Annotated in this window: 16 protein-coding genes and 2 pseudogenes; 9 read left to right on the plus strand and 9 right to left on the minus strand. The window is 69.8% G+C overall.

Annotated elements, in window-relative coordinates; genetic code table 11:
• Positions 1–52 precede the first annotated feature (52 nt).
• Together OG927_RS24935 and OG927_RS24940 are read left to right on the plus strand one after the other, a co-directional pair.
• Positions 53–2,101, plus strand: coding sequence for an APC family permease (locus OG927_RS24935; protein WP_209469592.1), 2,049 nt, complete (start codon positions 53–55; stop codon positions 2,099–2,101).
• Between the two features lie 101 nt (positions 2,102–2,202).
• Positions 2,203–3,546, plus strand: coding sequence for a class I SAM-dependent RNA methyltransferase (locus OG927_RS24940; protein WP_056790664.1), 1,344 nt, complete (start codon positions 2,203–2,205; stop codon positions 3,544–3,546).
• Between the two features lie 111 nt (positions 3,547–3,657).
• Here the strand turns inward: OG927_RS24940 and OG927_RS24945 are convergent, their stop codons facing one another.
• The 4 genes and pseudogenes from OG927_RS24945 to OG927_RS24960 all read right to left on the minus strand — a co-directional run bounded on the left by OG927_RS24945 (position 3,658) and on the right by OG927_RS24960 (position 8,385).
• Entirely contained in the window at positions 3,658–3,861 is a 204-nt protein-coding gene (locus OG927_RS24945) for a hypothetical protein (RefSeq protein ID WP_330320795.1), read from the minus strand.
• Positions 3,862–3,886: 25 nt separating this feature from the next.
• A complete protein-coding gene (locus OG927_RS24950) occupies positions 3,887–4,018 on the minus strand; it encodes a hypothetical protein (protein ID WP_330320796.1) in 132 nt (43 codons plus the stop codon).
• 286 nt (positions 4,019–4,304) lie between these two features.
• Positions 4,305–4,490 (minus strand): annotated as a pseudogene (locus tag OG927_RS24955) (RNase A-like domain-containing protein); the annotation flags it as partial.
• An 829-nt stretch (positions 4,491–5,319) separates the two neighbouring features.
• A complete protein-coding gene (locus OG927_RS24960) occupies positions 5,320–8,385 on the minus strand; it encodes an AfsR/SARP family transcriptional regulator (RefSeq protein ID WP_330320797.1) in 3,066 nt (1,021 codons plus the stop codon).
• Between the two features lie 330 nt (positions 8,386–8,715).
• Here OG927_RS24960 and OG927_RS24965 point away from each other — a divergent pair, with 330 nt between their 5' ends.
• From OG927_RS24965 to OG927_RS24980, 4 genes are all read left to right on the plus strand, one after another.
• Positions 8,716–9,276, plus strand: coding sequence for a hypothetical protein (locus tag OG927_RS24965; protein ID WP_330320798.1), 561 nt, complete (start codon positions 8,716–8,718; stop codon positions 9,274–9,276).
• Between the two features lie 325 nt (positions 9,277–9,601).
• Positions 9,602–11,035 (plus strand): outer membrane protein assembly factor BamB family protein, encoded by a 1,434-nt coding sequence (locus tag OG927_RS24970; RefSeq protein ID WP_330320799.1) that lies wholly within the window; start codon positions 9,602–9,604, stop codon positions 11,033–11,035.
• Between the two features lie 98 nt (positions 11,036–11,133).
• Positions 11,134–11,328, plus strand: a complete 195-nt coding sequence (locus tag OG927_RS24975) for a ribbon-helix-helix protein, CopG family (protein ID WP_031089472.1) — start codon at positions 11,134–11,136, stop codon at positions 11,326–11,328.
• Positions 11,325–11,726 (plus strand): type II toxin-antitoxin system death-on-curing family toxin, encoded by a 402-nt coding sequence (locus tag OG927_RS24980; protein WP_330320800.1) that lies wholly within the window; start codon positions 11,325–11,327, stop codon positions 11,724–11,726. Before OG927_RS24975 ends, OG927_RS24980 begins: the two co-directional genes overlap by 4 nt.
• A gap of 150 nt (positions 11,727–11,876) precedes the next feature.
• On the opposite strand, the gene OG927_RS24985 is transcribed toward OG927_RS24980, so the two are convergent.
• Positions 11,877–13,385 carry an alpha/beta hydrolase gene (locus tag OG927_RS24985; RefSeq protein WP_330320801.1) on the minus strand — a complete coding sequence of 503 codons (1,509 nt, stop codon included), beginning with the start codon at positions 13,383–13,385 and terminating at the stop codon, positions 11,877–11,879.
• 167 nt (positions 13,386–13,552) lie between these two features.
• Here OG927_RS24985 and OG927_RS24990 point away from each other — a divergent pair, with 167 nt between their 5' ends.
• Complete coding sequence (locus OG927_RS24990; RefSeq protein ID WP_330320802.1) at positions 13,553–14,305, plus strand: helix-turn-helix domain-containing protein; 753 nt, start codon at positions 13,553–13,555, stop codon at positions 14,303–14,305.
• A 413-nt stretch (positions 14,306–14,718) separates the two neighbouring features.
• A complete protein-coding gene (locus tag OG927_RS24995; RefSeq protein ID WP_330320803.1) occupies positions 14,719–15,492 on the plus strand; it encodes a GTP pyrophosphokinase in 774 nt (257 codons plus the stop codon).
• Here the strand turns inward: OG927_RS24995 and OG927_RS36015 are convergent.
• From OG927_RS36015 to OG927_RS25015, 4 genes are all read right to left on the minus strand, one after another.
• Positions 15,431–16,312, minus strand: a complete 882-nt coding sequence (locus OG927_RS36015) for a serine aminopeptidase domain-containing protein (RefSeq protein WP_408058093.1) — start codon at positions 16,310–16,312, stop codon at positions 15,431–15,433. The two genes, OG927_RS24995 and OG927_RS36015, sit on opposite strands and share 62 nt — an antisense overlap.
• Positions 16,278–16,952 carry a response regulator transcription factor gene (locus OG927_RS25005; RefSeq protein ID WP_209469584.1) on the minus strand — a complete coding sequence of 225 codons (675 nt, stop codon included), beginning with the start codon at positions 16,950–16,952 and terminating at the stop codon, positions 16,278–16,280. The genes OG927_RS36015 and OG927_RS25005 overlap by 35 nt, the downstream gene beginning before the upstream one ends.
• 69 nt (positions 16,953–17,021) lie before the next feature.
• Positions 17,022–19,235 (minus strand): MMPL family transporter, encoded by a 2,214-nt coding sequence (locus OG927_RS25010; protein ID WP_330320805.1) that lies wholly within the window; start codon positions 19,233–19,235, stop codon positions 17,022–17,024.
• Positions 19,236–19,420: 185 nt separating this feature from the next.
• Positions 19,421–20,032, minus strand: a complete 612-nt coding sequence (locus tag OG927_RS25015; protein WP_056789200.1) for a TetR/AcrR family transcriptional regulator — start codon at positions 20,030–20,032, stop codon at positions 19,421–19,423.
• 235 nt (positions 20,033–20,267) lie between these two features.
• On the opposite strand from OG927_RS25015, the pseudogene OG927_RS36020 reads away from it, so the two are divergent.
• Positions 20,268–20,508: pseudogene (locus OG927_RS36020) on the plus strand (hypothetical protein); the annotation flags it as partial.
• Positions 20,509–20,642 lie beyond the last annotated feature (134 nt).

Here is a 20,642-nt window from a genome sequence, read left to right on the forward strand (position 1 = left end):
CGAGCGGGTGGTGCCTCGGTAGCCCGTCACGCCAGCGCTTACGATCCTCAGCGTGTCCAAACTGACCGACCTGCCCAAACGGATCCTGATCGGCCGGGCGCTGCGCAGCGACAAGCTGGGGGAAACACTCCTCCCCAAGCGCATCGCGCTGCCCGTCTTCGCGTCCGACCCGCTGTCCTCGGTGGCGTACGCACCCGGTGAAGTCCTCCTCGTGCTGTCCGTCGCGGGTGTGTCGGCGTACCACTTCAGCCCCTGGATCGCGGCCGCCGTCGTGGTCCTCATGTTCACCGTCGTCGCCTCCTACCGGCAGAACGTGCGCGCCTACCCGAGCGGTGGCGGGGACTACGAGGTCGCCACCACCAACCTCGGGCCGAGGGCCGGTCTGACCGTCGCCAGCGCCCTCCTCGTCGACTACGTCCTCACCGTCGCCGTGTCCATCGCCTCCGGGGTGGAGAACCTCGGCTCCGCGATCCCCTTCGTCGTCGAACACAAGACGTTCTTCGCGATCGGGGCCATCGTGCTGCTGACGCTGATGAACCTGCGCGGTGTGAAGGAGTCCGGCAAGCTCTTCGCCATCCCGACGTACCTGTTCGTGGCCGGGGTCTTCCTCATGATCCTCTGGGGCGCGTTCCGGGGGCTGGTCCTCGGCGAGACGATGCACGCACCGACCTCGGACTACGAGATCAGGCCCGAGCACCAGGGGCTGGCCGGTTTCGCCCTCGTCTTCCTGCTCCTGCGGGCCTTCTCCTCCGGTTGCGCCGCGCTCACCGGCGTCGAGGCGATCAGCAACGGCGTGCCCGCCTTCCGCAAGCCGAAGAGCAGGAACGCGGCCACCACCCTCGCCGCGATGGGCCTGCTGGCCACCACCATGTTCTGCGGCATCATCGGCCTGGCCATGGCCACCGACGTCAAGATGGCCGAGAACCCCGCGAAGGACCTCATCCACAACGGCGCAGCGGTCGGCACGGGCTTCGTCCAGGACCCGGTGATCTCGCAGGTCGCCGCGGCGGTCTTCGGTGACGGCACCTTCTTCTTCGTGGTGCTGGCCGCGGCCACCGCCCTCGTGCTCTTCCTCGCCGCGAACACCGCGTACAACGGCTTCCCGCTGCTCGGCTCGATCCTGGCCCAGGACCGCTACCTGCCGCGTCAGCTGCACACCCGCGGCGACCGGCTGGCCTTCTCCAACGGCATCGTGCTGCTGGCCGGAGCCGCGATCCTCCTCGTCTGGATCTACGGGGCCGACTCGACCCGGCTCATCCAGCTCTACATCGTCGGCGTCTTCGTCTCCTTCACGCTCAGCCAGACCGGCATGGTGCGGCACTGGAACCGTCACCTGCGCAGCGAGCGGGACCCGGCCGCGCGGCGGCACATGGTCCGCTCGCGGGCGATCAACACCTTCGGGGCGTTCTTCACCGGCCTGGTGCTCGTCGTCGTCCTGGCCACCAAATTCACCCACGGGGCCTGGGTCGCGCTGCTCGGCATGGTGATCTTCTACGGCACGATGACCGCGATCCGTAAGCACTACGACCGGGTCGCCGAGGAGATCGCGGCGACCGACGCCCCGACCGACGACACCGTGCGGCCCTCGCGGGTCCACTCGATCGTCCTGGTCTCCAAGCTCCACCGGCCCACGCTGCGCGCGCTCGCGTACGCCAAGCTGGTGCGCTCGGACCAGCTGGAGGCGCTCTCCATCAGCGTCGACCACACCGAGACCAAGGCGCTGAAGGACGAGTGGGAGCGGCGCGGCATCGACATCCCGCTGAAGATCCTCGACTCGCCCTACCGCGAGGTGACCCGGCCGGTCATCGAGTACGTGAAGGGCCTGCGGAAGGACCGGCCGCGCACGGTGATCAGCGTCTACATCCCCGAGTACGTCGTGGGTCACTGGTACGAACACCTGCTGCACAACCAGAGCGCCCTGCGGCTCAAGGGACGACTGCTGTTCACCCCGGGTGTGATGGTGACCTCCGTGCCGTACCAGCTGGAGTCCTCGGAGGCCGCGAAGCTGCGGGCCAGGAAGCGCGCCGACTGGACCGCACCCGGGTCGGTCCGCCGCGGCCCCGTGGAGCGGCGGCACAAGGAACACGGCAACCGGCGCTGACCGGGCACACCCCGCATGTGGTGAGCGGCCGGCCGGCATCCACGTAGACTCGTGGGTTGTTGTCCGGCCGCTTTCCCTTTGATCTCTGGAGCCACCCCCTCATGCAGAACGAATCCACATCGTCGTCATCGGGGGAGTCGCTGATCGGCCGGGAGTACGAGGTCGAGGTCGGCCCCGTCGCACACGGCGGCCACTGCATCGCGCGTACCGCCGAGGGCCAGGTGCTCTTCGTGCGGCACACCCTTCCCGGCGAGAAGGTCGTCGCCCGCGTCACCGACGGCGAGAGCGACTCGCGCTTCCTGCGTGCCGACGCCGTACGGGTCATCGACGCGTCCAAGGACCGCGTCGAGGCCCCCTGCCCCTACGCGGGCCCCGGCAAGTGCGGCGGCTGCGACTGGCAGCACGCCAAGCCGGGCGCGCAGCGCCGCCTCAAGGGCGAGGTCATCGCCGAGCAGCTGCAGCGCCTCGCGGGACTCACCCCCGAAGAGGCCGGCTGGGACGGCACCGTCATGCCGGCCGAGGGCGACAAGCTCCCGCCGGGCGAGGTCCCGGCCTGGCGCACCCGCGTCCAGTACGCCGTCGACGCGGACGGTCTGGTCGGGCTGCGCAAGCACCGCTCGCACGAGGTCCAGCCGATCGACCACTGCATGATCGCCGCCCCCGGCGTCTCCGAGCTCGGCATCGAGAAGCAGGACTGGCCGCAGATGGCGACGGTGGAGGCCATCTCCGCCACCGGCTCCCACGACCGCCAGGTCATCCTGACCCCGCGAGAGGGCGGCCGGCTGCCCCTGGTCGAGCTCGACAAGCCGGTCTCCGTGCTCCGCGTCGACGAGAAGGACGGCGGCGTCCACCGGGTCCACGGCCGCGCCTTCGTGCGCGAGCGCGCCGACGACCGCACGTACCGCGTCGGCTCCGGCGGCTTCTGGCAGGTTCACCCCCAGGCGGCGAACACCCTCGTCCGCGCGGTCATGCAGGGGCTGCTGCCCCGCAAGAACGACACGGCGCTCGACCTCTACTGCGGCGTGGGCCTGTTCGCCGGCGCGATCGGCCAGCGCATCGGCGAGAAGGGCGCGGTGCTCGGCATCGAGTCCGGCAAGCGCGCCGTCGAGGACGCCCGCCACAACCTCAAGGACCTGGACCGGGTCCGCATCGAGCACGGCAAGGTCGACCAGGTCCTGCCGCGCACGGGCATCACGGAGTGCGACCTGATCGTCCTGGACCCGCCGCGCGCGGGCGCGGGCAAGGCCACGGTCAAGCAACTGGTCACCCTGGGCGCCCGCCGCATCGCGTACGTGGCGTGCGACCCGGCGGCACTGGCGCGGGACATCGCGTACTTCCGGGAGGGCGGGTACCGGGTGCGGACGCTGCGGGCGTTCGACCTGTTCCCGATGACGCATCATGTGGAGTGCGTCGCGATCCTTGAGCCTGCGGACAAGGGTGCCTGACCTGCAGTTTTCCCGGCGTTCTCAGGCATGGCGGGATGCGCTCGACATGTTTCCCACCGGACACGACGTGGAGCGCGCGGTCGTCCAGGCACTCTGCTCTGACCTGCGGTTTCACCCGAGAGCGCACTCACGCTCCGGGTTCTGGGCCGCGTCGTCGAGACCGGCCCAGCCGCGGGGGTCCGGAACCCGCGCCATCAGCGCGATGACATCAAGGACCCAGTCCTCGTGTCGGCGTGGGCCGGTGGCGTCGTACGGGTATGCGTCCTCGTACAGGTGGCGTACCGCGGCTTCCCAGGACTTCTGGTCGACGGGCATGTCGTGCTGGCCTTTCTCGGCGGAGCTAGGGCTTGTAGGGCATCGACGTCATGACGGTGAACGGTGGGTTGCGGTCGCTGTCGTACTGGATTCGCGTGTCGATACCGGTGACGTCGGACCCCGTGGCTTTCAGGCCACCCTGCTTGTATCCGGACATCGGGTCTTCCGGGTCCACCGGTTGCTAGCTCACGCTGCGGCCACTGGTCTCACCGTTGGGTGCTGTCGAGTGGAACGGCTCGACGATCGGAGAGTTTTGACGCTCATATGACGCTCGAATAGGACACCTTGACCGCCCGGAACTCGGCTTCACTTTCTTGCCCTGCTCGACGGCAAGTCCGACGGGCTGTCCGAGCGTTTTCCCGTCCTCGACACAGAGGTGGCCCCAGGTGCCGCTGGGCATCTGAGTGTCTCCCGTACCTCGGATATATGGCCCCGTGGCCCGCCCGGCCCACGGCTTCCTCACGGGACGGCCATGCGGCCTCGGCGGTAAGACGGGACCGGGTGTGCTGGGCGAGGCAGCGGTGGACGGCCTGCTCGTTCGCGGTCACCACCTGCTGGGTGGCCCATTGGGCGGTCTCCCGATCGGGACAGGAGGCGGAACGGGTCAGCGCGGGGGGATCCTCTCGAATCACCGGGGCGGGACCTTCGCGCGTGCAGACTCACTAGTCGGCGAAGCTCCAGAACAGGCCCACTTCGGTGTCCGAGACGATGACGAGGCCACAGTCTTCCACGTAGACACCCAGCGGGCTGTACCCGAAGCTCTCCAGAGTGAAGGCGATTGTGCCGGGGCGGCTGCCCTGTTTTTTTTACGTTCGTGTAGTACCTGGCCCCGTCCCCGTACCGAGCGAGGATCGTGCGCGCCATGGCCCGCAGTTCGTACGGGGATTCGGCGAAGTACTGGAGGTTGGCAAGGGTGCACCCGGACTCCGTGAGGGCCAGGAGCAGGTTCTCGGCGCTGCCCCGGTCGATCTCCTTGAGGCGCGGCGCGACGTACTCCGGGGGGTGGTCGGCGAATGGGTACTTGGGGTCTCCCTCACGCTCCGGGCTCTGCGCCGCGTCATCGACGCCGGCCCAGTCCCTCGGGTCCGGAACCCGGGCCATCACGGTGAGGACGTCGAGGGCCCAGTCCTCGTGGTGCCGGGGTCCTGTGGCGACGCATGCGTACGCGCCCCCGTACAGGTGGCGTACCGCGGCGTCCCAGGACGTCTGGTCGACGGGCGGCATGTGGTGCGGCCTTCCTCGGAAGACAATGAGGGCTCGTAGGGCATGGAGGTCATGACGTGAACGGTGGCTTGCGGTTGCTGTCGTACTTGCGAAGGCAGGGAGCACTGCGACGCAGGACTCATCGAGGCCAGGACTTCCTCGGCCGCCTTACCTGATCCGGCCCCGAAGCTCGGTCCCCCGGGCGGCACGTGGACCGGGCCGGTCGCCACCGGCCGCCCCCCTCAGGTGTTCTCCTCAGGTGTTCTCCTCGGTGGGGCGGACGTCAAGGCCCCTCAGCCCGTCGCGTGCCATTCCGTTCTGCCGGGGGTGGTCACCGGCTCCGGGCAGGGAGAGGGCGGTCCGGAATTCGTGCTGTGCCTCCGCGCGACGGCCCGCCGCGGCGTAGGTGGTGCCGAGACGCATGCGGACCTCCATCTCCAGCCATGTACTCGCGCTCGGCGTGAGCGTGGACAGGGCTTCCTGGTGGATGTCGACGGCAGAGCGCAGACTGCCCCGGAGGTGTTCCACGGTGGCGAGACGGGACAGACTCGCCGCGCGCAGCGGAAGGTCATCGGCGTCACGGGCAAGTTCGACGGCCCGCCGCAGCAGGTCGGTGGCCTCCGTGTGCCGGCCGAGGGCCAGGTGGGCATCGGCGGCGAAGGACAGTGCGTTGCTGATCGTTCTGGGGCGGCCGTTCTTCTCGGCGATGGCGAGGGCTGCGGAGTAGTACTCGAATCCCTGCTCGTGCCGCCCTTGCTGGGAGCAGATCGCACCGAGGTTGCAGAGCGCGATCCCGGTCAGCCAGTCGTCGCCGAGTCGGGTCGCCAGCTCCACCGCCTCGCCCAGGTGAGCAACCGCGTCCTCGACGCTGCCCAGCATCCACTCCGCTGCGCCCATCCCGGCGACGGTACGAGCCTGGTTCCGCAGATCGTCGTGACCGCAGCCGTGGCGTCCCGCCTCGGTGAAGGACCTCTGCGCCTGCTGGAACCGCCCCTGGTAGATGTCGACCATTCCCATGCAGTTGTGCAGAGAGGAGGGCATCCGCCGGTCGGCCGCCCGGTCCGCGCACGGCAGAGCAAGCTCCAGGGCGGCGCGGCACTCGTGGAACCGGCCCTGGTGGGCCAAGTGGTCGACCAGGGCTTCGGCGATCCGGCAGGCGTGGTCGAACTGGCCGGCGGCGGCCGCGTAGGCCACCACGTCGACCAGTTCGCCGCCCGCTGCCTTCAGCCATGCCGAGGCTTCCCGCCAACTCGGGAACGCGGAGCGACCAGAGACGTCTGAGCAACCAGACCCGTCGGAGTCGGCTGCGAAGCCTTCGGGGCCCCAGTCACTGGCGATGCGGCCCGCGGCCGTATAGAGGTTCAGGACGGCGGCCCGGTCCGCGGCGGCCTCCTCGGGTGTTTCGGTGGCGAGGCGTCGTGCGTGGGCCCGTACGAGATCGTGCAGTCTGTAGCGGCCGGGGTGCGGCTGTTGCAGCAGGCTCGCGTCGACCAGGTCTTCCAAGAGGTCCTCGGTGTCCTCACGGGAATTGCCCAGCATGGCGGCGAGGGTGAGCACGTCGAAGCGCGCGGTCGGAGCCAGGCCCAATGCGCGGAAGGCGCGCTGCAGTTCGGGCGTGAGCTGGTCGTACGACATGCGGAAGGCGGCCTCCACGCTGCGGTCCTCGGCACGCAGCTCGCCCAGGCTGCGCGCGTCGTCGGACATCCGGCCGGCCAGAAGGGCCAGGGTCCAGGACGGGCGGTTCTGCAGCCGGGCGCTCGTGATGCGCAACGCCAGGGGCAGCCCGCCACAACGCCGGGCAAGCTCAAGTGCCGCCTTTGGTTCGTGGTCCGCCCGGGACTTGCCGATGAGCTCCCGGAGCAGGCTGACCGCATCGCCGGTGCCCAGTGGCTCCACGGTGAGCCGCAGATCGGCGTCAAGGCCGGGCAGGCGCTGTCGGCCTGTCACCAGGACCCGGCTCCCCGGTCCGGCGGGCAGGAGCGGACGCACCTGCTCGGCGCTGCGGGCATCGTCGACGACAAGCAGCAGCCGCAGTGCACTGGTTGCCGCTCGCCAGGCCGTGACCAGGTCCGCCACATCACTCAGGTCGTCCGGGATCTCATCACCGCTGCCGCGGACGGCGCGCAGCAGCCGACGCAGAGCCCGCTGCGGGCCGACGCTCTCGTGGGCGGCGCCGTGCGAGTGAAGATCCACGAACAGACAACCGTCGGGGTAGGCGTCGCCGAGCGCCCAAGCGGCGCGCACCACCAAGGCGGTCTTGCCGACGCCCGCCGTGCCGTCGACTGCCACCACGGACACACTCCCTGCGGGCACGGGGGCGGTGAGCAGGGAGAGTTCCCGTTCACGGCCGACCAGACAGGCGGTGTCGCCGGGGAGGTCGTTGCGACGGGGGCGGGGACCGCCGGGGCGATCGGATGCGCCGGGGAGGCACTGCTCGGGCGGGGGTTCCTCGGACCGAGTGCCGTGGAGGGTCGGGGTGCCGGCCGCGGGCGGCCTCGCCGAACGGTCTGCCGGCAGTCGGCCGTCTCCTCGCAGGACTGCCTGGTGCACGCGGCGCAGTTCCTCCCCGGGCTCCATGCCCAGTTCGTCGAGGAGCCGGTGCCGCATCTCCTGGTAGACGGCCAGTGCCTCGGCCTGTCGCCCGCTGCCGTGGAGCGCGCGCATCCGCAGGGCGGCTGCCGGCTCGTCGAGCGGCCGCATCAGGGGCGCCGCCATGAGGGCGTCCAGGGCCTCCGGGTAGCGCCCGAGCAGCACCAGGCACTCCGCCCGGTCCTGGTGCAACACTCGCCGCTGCCGGGCGAGGCGTTGCCGCTCGGTGTCGGCGAGCGGCCCCGGCAGGCCTGGCAGTGGCTCGCCGCGGAGCAGCCCCAGGGCTCTACTGCCGTGGTCGAGCGCCGCGTCGTGGTCACCGGCGGCCATCGCACGCTGGGTGCGGGCGACCTGCTCGGCGAAGTCGGCGAGGTCGGTGCGGGCTCCGTCGGGCACGAAACGGTAGCCGCCGCTCCCCCCTTGAATCACCGACCGGGCCGTCCCGGCGCCCGCCCCGCTCAGCGTCCTGCGCAGCGCATAGACGTAGCTCGACAGGACCCGGTGGCCCGTCGCGGGAGGCTCGGTTCCCCATACGTCGTCCAGGAGTTGTCGGTACGTCACGAAATCCGGCGCCCTCAGAATCAGAGCGGCGAGAACCGCCTGCCGGCGAACCGGGCCGAGCGCGAGTGGCGATTCTCCGCGGCGGGCCCTGACCGGCCCGAGCAGGTCGATCCGCACGTGCCCGCTCGAATCGGCCGCACTCGCGCCCGGGGCCACTGCGTCTACGCCCACTTAGAAGTCCCCACGTCCCCGTTCGCCCCGGGCCCGCCGCTCCCAAGGCCCTGCTTCAGCAGGATTTCACCGGCATTTCAGTGCGTCGGGCCAGAGTTTGCCAGGTTGCGTCGGTGCAGACGACCTGGACGGGCAGTGAGCTGCCCCATGCGTGTGACCGGACAGTGGGGCCGTGGCGACACGGCAGCACCCCGACACACGGACGAGGCTACGGACAGGTGGCGCACGCGCGAACACCGTCGGTGCAGCCGTGGGCGATGCCCGCGGGCGGGGCTCCGCCACGCCGTCGGCAAGGAACCGTCAACCGTTCATCGAGAGAGGAAGAACACCATGTCGCAGGGCAATCGCATCCCCGGCACACAGCCCACCCGCCGCGGTGGGCGATGGGAACGCTACCGGGTCGCCCACCCCTTCTCCGCCCAGGACCAGGCGGGCCTGTGGGGGGCGATCGTGGGTGTCGTGGCACTGGCCCTACTGCTCGGCTGGGCACTCGACATGAAGGGCGGTGCTGTCATCGTCCTGGCAACGCCCTTCATCATCTCCTGGTTCGAGAAGCGACGCACCGCGTTCCAGTTCGACGCGGCCGGGGCCCGGTTCGGCCGGGTGCTGTTGCCGTGGACGGACGTCACCCAGTTCGTCGTGGCCACTCCGCCCAACGCCCCGCATGCGCTGATCGGGGCACGGCTGCGTCCCGGTGCAATCCTGCCGGCGGGTGCGACCGGCCCGTCGCCGGACCCGGCCATGCCCGCACCGATCCATGTCGCCGTCCCCCGTTCCAAGTTCGATCTGGCGAAGATGGTGCGCAAAGCAGGCAAGTACGCCCCGCCGCACATCGAGATCGTGGTCGCCGATCCGTCCGGTGAGCGTGCCGCAGCCCAGCGTGATCGCTGATCGTGGACATACCTGCGCGACGCGAGAAGAAGGAGGAGCGCGACGCTCCGAGCGCGGCGGCGCCGCCTGCCCGTGCCGTTGAACACCGCGGCAAGAGGCTCAGCGAGGACTCACCAAGCACCCCGGACGGGTTCGGACCTGCCAGGAGAGAAGAGCACTGATGCCGCGCACGCGACAGCCCTGGGACTTGCCACCTCCGGAGCAGCGACCGGTGCCGGGCAACCCTTACGCGACGGAGGGCTACGGCCCTCCGCTGCCGCCGAGCCGCCGCAGGCGCTTCGGCAGGAGGCCGACGATCGCCACGGCCGCCATCCTTCCTCTCCTGGTGGCTTGCGCAGGAGTGTATGCCGTCACCGTCGGCCGCTCGGACGGCTCCGTCGCGCCCGAGGCGGAGGCGACACCGCGCCCTTCCGGGACGCCGACCGCTCCCCGTACCCCCGCGGTCCGCACGCCTGAGCAGAAGGAGATCCCGACGTCGGAGCAGATCAACGCCGGGCGCAAACCGGGTGATGCCAAGGCGTGGGTCGTCGACGACCGGACGGATCTGCCTCGGCGCAACTTCAAGGTCCACGATCTGTGGACCGTCGGCGACACGGTCGTCCAGGCCGCGTACAGGAAAGTCACCGCCTACCGCCTCTCGGACGGCGCCGAGGTGTGGAGCGTGCCGTTGCCCGCCCCCGTCTGCGAGACACCGGTCAACCCGACCCCTGACGGCAAGGTCGTCCTGGTGTACAAGAGCAGCCAGGCCCGGAGAGGGGCCCGGTGCAACCAGCTCCGGATGATCGACCTCCGGACCGGGAAGGCCGGGTGGCAGAAGGAGCTCGTCGAGACCGGTTCCGCGGACGACACCTTCATCGTGAACAGCGCCATCAGCGGCGGCGTCCTCGCGATCGGCCAGAGCATGAGAGCCGCCGCGTACCGGGTCGAGGACGGCGTCAAGCTCTATGACATCCCCATGGAGAATCCCGGGAAGTGCTACCCCGACGACGTTGCGGGCGGCACCCGGCTCCTGGTGGCCTCCACCTGCGCGATGAGCGTCGACGGCAGCAAGTCCTACAGCCAACTCCGCGAGATCGACCCGCGCACCGGGAAGGTTCTCTGGCGCTTCCGGACCCAGCCGGGATGGCAGGTCGGCAAGGTGCTCTCCGTCGCCCCGGTCGTCTTCACCACGCTCCACAACGAGGAGCGCACCGACAACTGGCGGATCGTCGCCCTGGGGCCCGGCGGAGCGCTCCGCACCACTGTCGACCCCCGGTCGAAGGGCTTCACGCACTGCGCCGACGCGGGGGAATCGGGCGAGAACATCCAGAACTGCAAGGGCACCCTGGTCGGCAGGAACACCGTCTTTCTGGGGGGTACCAACCAGGCCGGTGCCTATGACCTCGGCACCGGGAAACTTGCCTGGGGCGTGAAGTCCGAGGACAGCACACTCAACCCCCTTCAGGCGCAGAGCGGCTCGTCCGCGCTCGTCTACGAAGCGGCCACGCCCAGCCGGCCGGGCAGGATCATCCGGTTCGGCCCGGGTGGCGTGGACACGGACAAGCAGGTGTTGCAGCATCCGGAATCGGCCACGGCCACGGAGTACGGAATGCTCGCCGGACACCTGGCCTACGCGAACGGCCGGATCGTCATCACGTCGGCCGACGTGAGCGGCGACGACACGAACCGACAGGCCCGCATGCTGTCCTTCGCCCCCGAGAGACCGCGTGCTCAGCGAGCCCGTGAGCCCCACGCGCTCTTGAGCCACGCGAGCCCCTGAGCCCGGAATCCGACGCCACTCCCTGGCCAGGTCCTCCGGTTTCCACCGGGAGAACGCGTCATCCCGTCGCGCAGATACCAGCCTGGTGTCATCGCTGTATGGCGATGACACTCCGACTCCCCGATGACCTTGACGCCAAGCTCACCGAGCGTGCTCGTCGGGAGCGCCGCAGCAAGCAGGAGCTTGCGATCGAGGCGATTCGTGACGCCCAGGACCGGGCCGAGCTGAAGGTCGATGACGTTCTGGCCGAGCTGATGGACAGCGATGCGGAGATCCTGGATTACCTGAAGTGACCGAGGTGCGCTACATCCAGATCGACGAGATCCTGGCCATAGCTCGTAAGGTCAACGGCACGGAGCACAGCGTGCGTGACATGGGGCTTCTGGTGTCTGCGATCGAACGGCCCCGGACCAACGTGTTCGGGGCCGAGCTCTCTCCCGCACTGCACGAGAAGGCGGCGGCGCTGCTGCACTCCGTTGCCCGCAATCACGCGTTGATCGACGGCAACAAGCCCACTGCCTGGCTCGCCATGCGTGTCTTCCTGCGGCTCAACGGCGTCAGCGCTCGTACTGCCCCGCCGCCTGTCTCCACTGCCGGACCGTTCGTCGAGGACATCGCGCAGGACGACATCGATGTCCCGGTCATCGCCAAGTGCCTCTCGGTCTGGTTCCCGATTCCTGACGCACGGTGACGGATGGGCTGGGCGCACGCGTGCCCTGCCCTCGCGCATTTCCGGCTGCCATTGCCGATCCCTGCCGTCCGGCCCAGGTCTACGTGATGCGACGTCTCCACACACTTCTGTCCGATACGGGCGGCCCACGGTGACGGCCTTCGGAGAAGGTCAGTCCGCGCGGCAGAACGTGTCCTTCGCGGGCATCTCGCCCTCGACGAGGTAGCGCGTGGCGGTGTTCAACGCGCAGGGGTTCTTGCCCAGGACGTAGACGCCGTGCCCGCTGTCGTCGACAGTGACCAACCGCGCCCGGTCGCCGAACTTCTCGCGCAGCATCTTCCCGCCCCGATGCGGGGTCGACGCGTCCCGCCGGTTCTGCAGGAGCAGCACGTTGCGAGGGCCTTCGGTGTCGACCTCCACGGGCGGTTCGGCGGGGGCGTACGGCCAGAAGGCACATGGTGTGATGTTGGCGGTGGCGGCGCCGAACAACGGGTAGCGTTCGCGGTCCTCGGTGACGCCCCGCCGGTAGGTATTGACGTCCTCGGGCCACTCGACGTCGTTGCAGGTGACGGAGAGGAACACGGTCAGGGCGTTGTCGGCCGGTGACAATGCCCTGTCCGCCGATTTCTTGGGAACGGGTGACAGGCTGCGGGCCGCCGCCTGGTCGCCTGCGAGCAGCGCCTGCCAGGTCTGCGCCAGCTCGGGGTACTGCGTCTGCTTGAACAGGTGGCCGAATGTCAGGAGCCGGAAGAGGCTGCCATCGATCCCGGCGACTGGAGCCTTGTCGAGTGTGCCGGCAATGGTGAGGTAGGTCGCCCGGACCTGTTCGGGGGTGCGGCCCAGGCCGTAGCTGTCGTGCCGGCGGGTGGCCCACCGTGCGAAGTCCGGCAGGGTCTGCTCCATGCCGAGCGCGTAGCGGCGCATGCTGTCGCGGTCGAGGTGGGTGTCTCCGATGTTGCTGTCGAGCACAATCCGGTCGGAGCGCTCGGGAAACATCGACGCGTAGGCGGCGCCAAGTGCCGTGCCGTAGGAGTAGCCCAGGTAGCTGGTCTTCTCCTCGCCGAGCGCGGCCCGGATCCGGTCCAGGTCGCGGGCGGTGTTCGCGGTGGTGAGGTGGCGCAGTCGGCCGTCGTCGTCGTTGTCAGCGCACTGCTCGGCCGCCCGCTCGGCGATCTTCGCCTGTGCGGTGACCGCGGCGTCGTCGACCGCGTAGGGCGGGATGTTGGAGTAGTAGGGGCTGTCCGTGGTGAAGCCGCAGCTGACGGGTGTGGAATGACCGATCCCGCGGGTGTCCATCCCGATCAGGTCGTAGCGGTCGGTGACGCTGTTGGGCAGGCCCTGGGCCACCAGCAGCGCGGACAGCGCCAGCCCGGACCCGCCGGGGCCGCCCGGGTTGAGCATGAGGACGCCGCGCCTCTTGCCCGGGTCGGAGGCCAGCCGGGAGACGGTGAGGTCGATCTGCTCGCCCCGCGGGGCGGCGTAGTCCAGCGGCACGGGCACGGTGGCACACTGCAGCTCGGTCGGAGCGGCTTCTGCCACGACGTCTTCGGGGCACTGGCCCCACTTCACCTGCGGCGTCTTGGGCTCCTCGGCGGCGGCGGGCACGGTGGCCAGCGAGCCGCCCAGGCCGAGGACCGCCAGGAGGGCCAGGCTCTGGCCGACGCTGCTTTGTCGTTTCATGTCAAAGTCTCCGCATGCCGGTTCGTGGTCGTGGTCGCGACCATCCCACTCCGTGCCCTTGGGGCAGGGTCAACAAGGGCCGGCGCGGAACCGGCCGGTGGTTGACCGTGCCCCAGGGGCACGGTTTTGAATGGCTGCCGGGAACGAGGCTGGAGAAAGGGATCCTGGTGGCGTGGAGTACGCGTCAGTTGGCGGAACTCGCGGGCACGACGACCAAGGCCGTCCGGTACTACCATGAGATCGGCCTGCTGGACGAGCCGGAACGGGCGTCCAACGGCTACAAACGGTACGGCGTCAGCCACCTGGTCCGCCTGCTGCGCATCCGGCGACTGACCGACCTCGGCGTGGCCCTCGCGGACGTCCCCTCTGTCGAGAGCGGCGACGAGAAGGCGCGGCAGGTCCTCCGGGGCCTGGACGCCGAACTCGCGGCGGACATCGAACGCCGTCAGCGGATGCGGCGGGAACTGGCGGCAGTCATGGAGAACCGGGCCGCGCTCGACATGCCCCAGCACTTCAGGACACTCGCCGACGACCTGCCCGAGACCCAGCGTTCCTTGTTGATGGCCTACTCCAGCATCCTGACACCCGTGGCGATGACCGCCCTCCAGGAACAGCTCGCAGGACCTCGCGGGGATCTCGACGCGGAATTCGCGGCGCTCGAGGAGGACGCTTCCGACGAGGTGCGGCAGCGGCTGGCGGAACGAATGGTGCCTGATGTCCGCCAACAGCACCGGGACCACCCCGGCCTGGCCGACCTGGCGTCGTCCTCGCACCGGGAAACGGCGGTCGCCGAGTCGGTCGTCGTGCACGCGCTGGTCGAGTACTACAACCGCGCCCACCTCGACGTGCTGCAACGCGTCCACGCGATCCTCTTCGAGGGCGACACCACGGAGAGCGAAAGCAACGACGCCCGGGGGTGAGCGGGTGAGCCGGTGTGCCGGTCTCTGGACGCGGGTCCCTGGGGCCTCGCCCCATCCCGATCCCACCCGGCGCGGCATCGGGATGGGCGGTTGCCCATACTCGCGCCAGCACGACCTGCCCGGTCGGACCGCGGCCGAGTCAGCACCCCTTCCGGCAACTCCGGTCAGGCCGACCTCTGGCGAAGCGCCTCGGCGTGGGTGGCAGAGCCGTTCCGGCACACGTACTCGCACCGGGACGCTCGCGCAGCCAGGTGGTCGGGGGAGGGGCTGAACGCGCGGCCCGGGGGTGCGCGGTTCCCGTGCAGGTCGCCGGGGCCCTTCGCCGGTGCGAGCATGGGACCAGGCGTCCGCGGTCGCTCACCCCGCCCGGCGGTGCCGGTCCACGCCTCCTGACCGGGAGAGGAGCAGCCCTCGTGGCCGACCATCCGACGCAGAGACCGGACGGGGAGCCGCGCAGGTCCGAGGACGTGGCGTTCGCGCGCCGGATGCGCATGGACTTCCAGCGCATCGAGATGGAGTACGAGTTCGCCGTCGACGAGGTGCTGACCAAGGTGTCGATCCTGCGCAGGGAATTCCTCCACCTGCACCGGTACAACCCGATCGAGCACGTCGGGTCCCGGGTCAAGTCCACCGGGAGCATCCTGCGGAAAGTGGCACGCCTCAACATCGCCCCCACGCCCGAGGCGATCCGGGCCGGCATCCAGGACATCGCCGGCGTGCGTATCACGTGCAGTTTCATCGCCGACACCTACCAGGTCCTGGAGGCGCTCATCTCGCAGGACGATGTGCGCGTACTCCAGGTCAAGGACTACATCGCCGCCCCGAAGCCCAACGGCTACAAGAGTCTGCACGCGCTCATCGAGATTCCGGTGTTCCTCAGTACGGGTCCGGTCCCCGTGACCGTGGAGGTACAGATCCGGACGATCGCCATGGACTTCTGGGCCAGCCTGGAGCACAAGATCTATTACAAGTACGAGGGTCAGGTGCCGCCCGGCCTCGTCGCCAGCCTGACCGAGGCCGCGCACCTCGCCGAGCAGCTCGACCAGCGCATGGAGGAACTGCACACGGAGGTGCGCGAGGGCGAGCGCTTCGAGGACGCCACGCCGGACATGGAGGAGCAGTTGCTCATGCGGCTGTGGGAGAGCACCCGCTCGGGGGACGCGACCGAGGGGCCGTCGGCGGGCTGACGTCGGTTCCCGCGACGCGGTGAAGGCGGCCGTGGACGCGCTCGCCGTGTCCGACGCCGCCGGGCCGGCCCGCTTCGACGTCGAGATGTCGATCATCGTCCCAGGCTCCTTCACCCGCGGCCACAGCCACTTCGCCACCGGCGGCCATCCCGGCGACCAGAGCTTCGTCCCCGACTACGGGGCGCACTACGCCGCGCTGGTGGACCAGGTTTCCCAGCGCCTGGCGGCGCTCGCCCCGGCCGACGCCGGCGTTTCCCAGGTAGCCGATGGTCACACCCTGCCCGCGATCATGGCCATCGCCCTCGACGCCGCCAACGCCCACGACTCCGACGGGTTTTCGGCCGGATCCGGCCGTGCCCCGTCGGGGTACGGGCCGCTGCGGGCCTCCATCCGCCGATCCGATACCGAGGCGGCGGACCGTGAACAGCAGGACGTGACGGAGTACCAGGTCGGTCTCGTCGTGGCGCAGTTCATGCAGGCGGCCCTCGACCGAGAGGTGCGAGCTGGCGTCCGCCGTGACGCGCGTGGCGAGGCGGCGGCCGGCCCGGGGGTCGGTCAAGGTGTCCGCGGTGCCGTGCGCGATGAGACACGGTGCCTGCCATCGCGGGGCGTCCGCCCAGACGTCTGCCGCGATGTCGAGGGACCTGGCGGCCACGAGCAGAGCGAGTCGCCGGTGTGCCACCAGCGGGTCCTGCCGCGTCTGCTCTACCACGTCCTGGTGACCGCTCACCGTGCCCGCCAACGCACCTGACCGGCGTTGCTGCTTCGGACCGTGGACGACCCGCTCAAGGAGCGAACGCGTTGCCCCTCGGTGCCGCACCGGCGGCGGCCGGAGACCCGGGGACGACCAACCGGCTCTCGTATGCGAGTACGACGAGCTGGGATCTCCTCGACACCGCGAGTTTGTGCATGATCCGGTTGACATGTGACTTGACGGTGAGCGGGCTCACGCCGAGTGCGTCAGCGATGGCGGAGTTGTCGGGCCGGGTGGCGACAAGGGCAAGCACTTCGCGTTCACGCCGGGTCAGTGGCGTCAGCGCGTTGTGCGGGGCCGGCGTCAAGGGTGCTTGGGCGGGTGCGGGCGAGATGACCATCGCCCCTCGGCAGATGACATCGAGTGCCGTGAGGAACTCACCGGCTTCGAGGTGGGGACCGAGCACGCCGCTGACTCCTGCGCCCGTCAGGGACGGCAGTTCGCTCGGAGGGATCTTTCCGAGCACGACGACTCGGGTCCGCGCGGCGGCCTGATGCAGCCGCACCTGGGCTGCCGCGGATGTGGGGCGATCGAGTTCCTGAGCCTCGACAATCAGAAGGTCGCAGGTCGTCGCGGTCAGAGTGGTGACGGCTTCGGAGAGGCTCGCGGTCTGGGCCGGGCGGGCGAAGGCCGGCGATGCGGCGATGATGTGCCGGTAGGCGTCTCGGACGAGTGCGGGGCCGCCCGCGAGGATTACACGGTGCATGGGCGTCCTTCGGGCAGGGGGGTGGGCCCGCGGTGCCGTGGCGACCGCGGGCCCCTGGGGCGAAGGCTGTCAGCGCTGGTGGTCCGCCGGGCCGGCGTAGCTCGGTTCGAGGACTGCGGGAGCGGCGGGGGCGTGCGTGGCGAGTTTCTCGCCTTCGATGTCGACGTTGGGCAGGATGCGGTCGATCCAGGCGGGCAGGGACCAGGCGCGCTTGCCGAGGAGGGCGAGGGCTGCCGGGACGATCGTCATGCGGACGACGAACGCGTCGAGGGCGACGGCGATGGCCAGGCCGACGCCGAGTGCCTTGATCATGGCGTCGTGGGAGCCGACGAAGCCGACGAAGACGCTGATCATGATGAGGGCCGCGGCGGTGACGACGGTGGCGCTGTGCTTGAAGCCCGTCTCGACCGCGGTGCGGGCGTCGGCTCCGTGGACGTATGCCTCGCGCATGCGGGTCACCAGGAACACCTGGTAGTCCATCGCGAGGCCGAACATGATGCCGACCATGAGGATGGGCATCAGGCTCATGATGGGGCCCGTCTGTTCGAGGCCGACGAGGTCCTTCAGCCAGCCCCACTGGAAGACGGCGACGAGGGCGCCGAGGGAAGCCAGTACGGAGAGCAGGAATCCGAGGGCGGCCTTGACGGGTACCAGGATGGACCGGAAGACGAGGATCAGCACGAGGACGGCGAGGCCGACGACGAGGGCCAGGTAGGGCACGATCGCCGCGCTGAACCTGTCGGAGATGTCGATGTTGAGTGCCGTGGTGCCGGTCACGAGGGAACGGGCGCCGGTGTCCGACCGGAGGTCGCCCGCCTCGGCCCGGATGTCGGCGACGAGGGCCTTGGTCGCTTCGCTGCCCGGTGCGCTGTCGGGGATGACGGTGATGATGGCGGTGTCGCCGGCCTCGTTGAAGACGGCCGGGACGACGGCGGCCACGTCCGGCAGGTCGGCGAGGGACGTGCCGAGGCTTTCGGCGCCGGCGCGGGCGACAGCCGGGTCCTGGTCGTCGACGGTCACGGTGAGGGGGCCGTTGAATCCGGGCCCGAAGGACTCGGACAGCATGTCGTACGCCATGCGCTGGGTGGACGAGGCGGCCTTGGAGCCGTCGTCCGGCAGCCCGAGTTCGAGCTGGGTGGCCGGCAGGGCGACCACGCCGAGGGCGACCACGGCCAGCAGGAGCATCCGGGCCGGCTTGCGCAGGACGTAGGAGATCCAGCGCTGCCCCAGCCCCGGCTTGGTGGTGTCGGCGGGGGCGGCCTTCTTGCGGTTCCTGCCCCGGACACGTTCGCCGGCGAAGCCGAGGAGTGCGGGAACCAGGGTGGTGGCGACGAGGACGGCGATGACGACGGCGCCGGCGGCGGCGAGTCCCATCGCGGTGAGGATGGGCAGGTTCACCACCGCGAGGCCCGCGAGGGCGATGACGACGGTCAGTCCCGCGAAGACGACGGCGGAGCCGGCGGTGCCGTTGGCGCGGGCGGCGGCCTCGCGGGCGTCGTGGCCGTCCGCGCGTTCGGAGCGGTAGCGGGACACGATGAAGAGGGCGTAGTCGATGCCGACCGCGATGCCCAGCATCGTGGCGAGAGCGGAGGCGTTGCTGTTGAGATCGAGCGGGCCGCTGAGAGCGGTGATGGCGGCGATGCTCACACCCACTCCGACGAGTGCGGTCAGCAGGGGCAGTCCTGCTGCGGCGAGAGAGCCGAAGGTGATGAGGAGGATGACGGCTGCCAGGGCGAAGCCGATGGCCTCGGCCGTGTGGCTCTCCTCCGGCGCGGCCAGCGCGTTGCCGGTGGCTTCGACCGTCAGCCCTTGGTCGCGGCCGGATTCGAGGGCCCCGTCCAGGCCCGCGTGGTCGCCGTCGGTGAGGTCGGCGTCCTTGGCGGTGTAGGTGACCTCGGCGTACGCGGTGGTGCCGTCCGCACTCAGTGCCTTGCCGACGAAGGGATCGCTGATCTGTGCGACACGGGCGGAGGAGCCCTTGACGTCGGCCAGAGTGGCTTCGAGGGCGGCCTTGTTCTCCGGGCTGCTGATCTTCTCGCCGTCGGGTGCGCGCAGCACGACGCGGGCGGTGGCTCCGTCGGCGTTGGCCGCGGGGAACTTCTCGCCCAGGAGGTCGAAGGCACGCTGGGCCTCCGTGCCGGGCAGAGTGATGCTGGAACTGGCGGGGCCCGAGCTGTTGGCGGCGCCGAAGCCCACGGCGCCCAGGACGAGCGCCCAGAGAAGAAGGACCAGTCGGCGCCGCGTGAACGCGGCTCCGCCGATCTTGTGGAGGAAGGTGGCCATGAGGGAGACGCTCCGGATCGATGGTGTTTTTGGACGTGCGGTGCCTTCGGCCCGGCATGTGGCCGGCGCGGGCCGTAGGAAGGCATGCGGACGTGGACGAGCGGCGCTACGCCGTTGTCAGGGTGTGCGGGGTCGCCGGCGCGACGGGAAGGAGCGGCCGGAGGGCGGTGAGGGCTGGGGTCGGGTCAGACGGTGGCGGGCCGTGCGGTGAGAGCCGGCAGGAGCACCTGCTCGACGACGTTCTCCATCAGTTCCTGGGTCGCCGGCATCCCGTGGAGAATGGTCTGTGCGAGCCACGGGCCGAGCAGGATCTGGTCAGCCAGGTCGATGACCGGGTGTCCGGCTTCGATCTCTCCCCTGGCCACCGCGCGCTCGAACAGCTGGGCCAGATCGCGCAGGATCGGGTGGATCAGGATTTCGCGCACGATGTCCATGAGGCCCTCGTCCTTGACGATGGCGGCCGGCACCGAGGTGAAGGTGTCCTTGACCAGATCATCGGCCACCAGGTACTGCGCGAACTCCATCAGGTCGCCACGCAGACTGCCGGTATCGATGCTGGACAAGTCCTTCCCCGTCTCCGCTGCAAGGGCGTTCCACGCTGAGATCACCAGACGCGGCTTGCTCTCCCACTGCCGGTAGAGCGTCGCCGTGCTGCACTTCGCCCGCTGCGCGACCGCGGCCATGGTCACCTGCTCGTAACCGACCTCGCCGACGAGCTCGGCGGTCACCGCCAGCAGCTCACGCTCCCGCTCCGCGGTGAGCTTGCGGCGGCGCGATGCCGCGGGTGCCTCTGCCATGACTGCTCCTGATCGGATCCTCGGCTGACACCAGAACTTTAGCCACTCGGCGAAGCGAAAATCAAGTTTTCGAAACTGTGGTTTTCGATACTGTGGTTTTCGATGTTGGTCCGGATCTCGCGCCGGTTTGACCGCTTCGTCATGCGATGCGCTCCGTGGCGTCGCATCTGCTGCCCCGCGCGGATGCTGCTTGCGTCCTCGCTCTTCCAGCGGATCTCGGTGTTGGCTCGTCGGGTTGCGTACGGGGCGGGGCGCGTGGAGTCGGATTGTTCCGGACCGGCTGCGGGAGATCACTGAGCCACTGGTCCCCCCGCCGCAGGGCGACCGCAGGGCGGGGGGACGCAGGGGCGGGCTCCACGAGGATCCTGCACCGCCTGGACGACGTCACCCTCCTCCACCTCACCCGGGCAGTCCTCGACTCCGCCCACGTGAGGGCTGAAAAGGGAGGAGAACTCGCAGGTCCAAGACCCGTGGAAGGGCTTGAGTTCTAGTGATGGTCGCAACACCTCGCTTCGAGAGCGAGATGTGCGAGATCCGCAAAGGGCGGGCCCAGGCGTTGGGGGCCGTAGGCAGCTGGTCCGCGAGCGGGAGGAGTGCTTCCGGCTCGTGG

The sequence above is a fragment of the Streptomyces clavifer genome (assembly GCF_036345975.1).
GTDB lineage: Bacteria > Actinomycetota > Actinomycetes > Streptomycetales > Streptomycetaceae > Streptomyces > Streptomyces clavifer.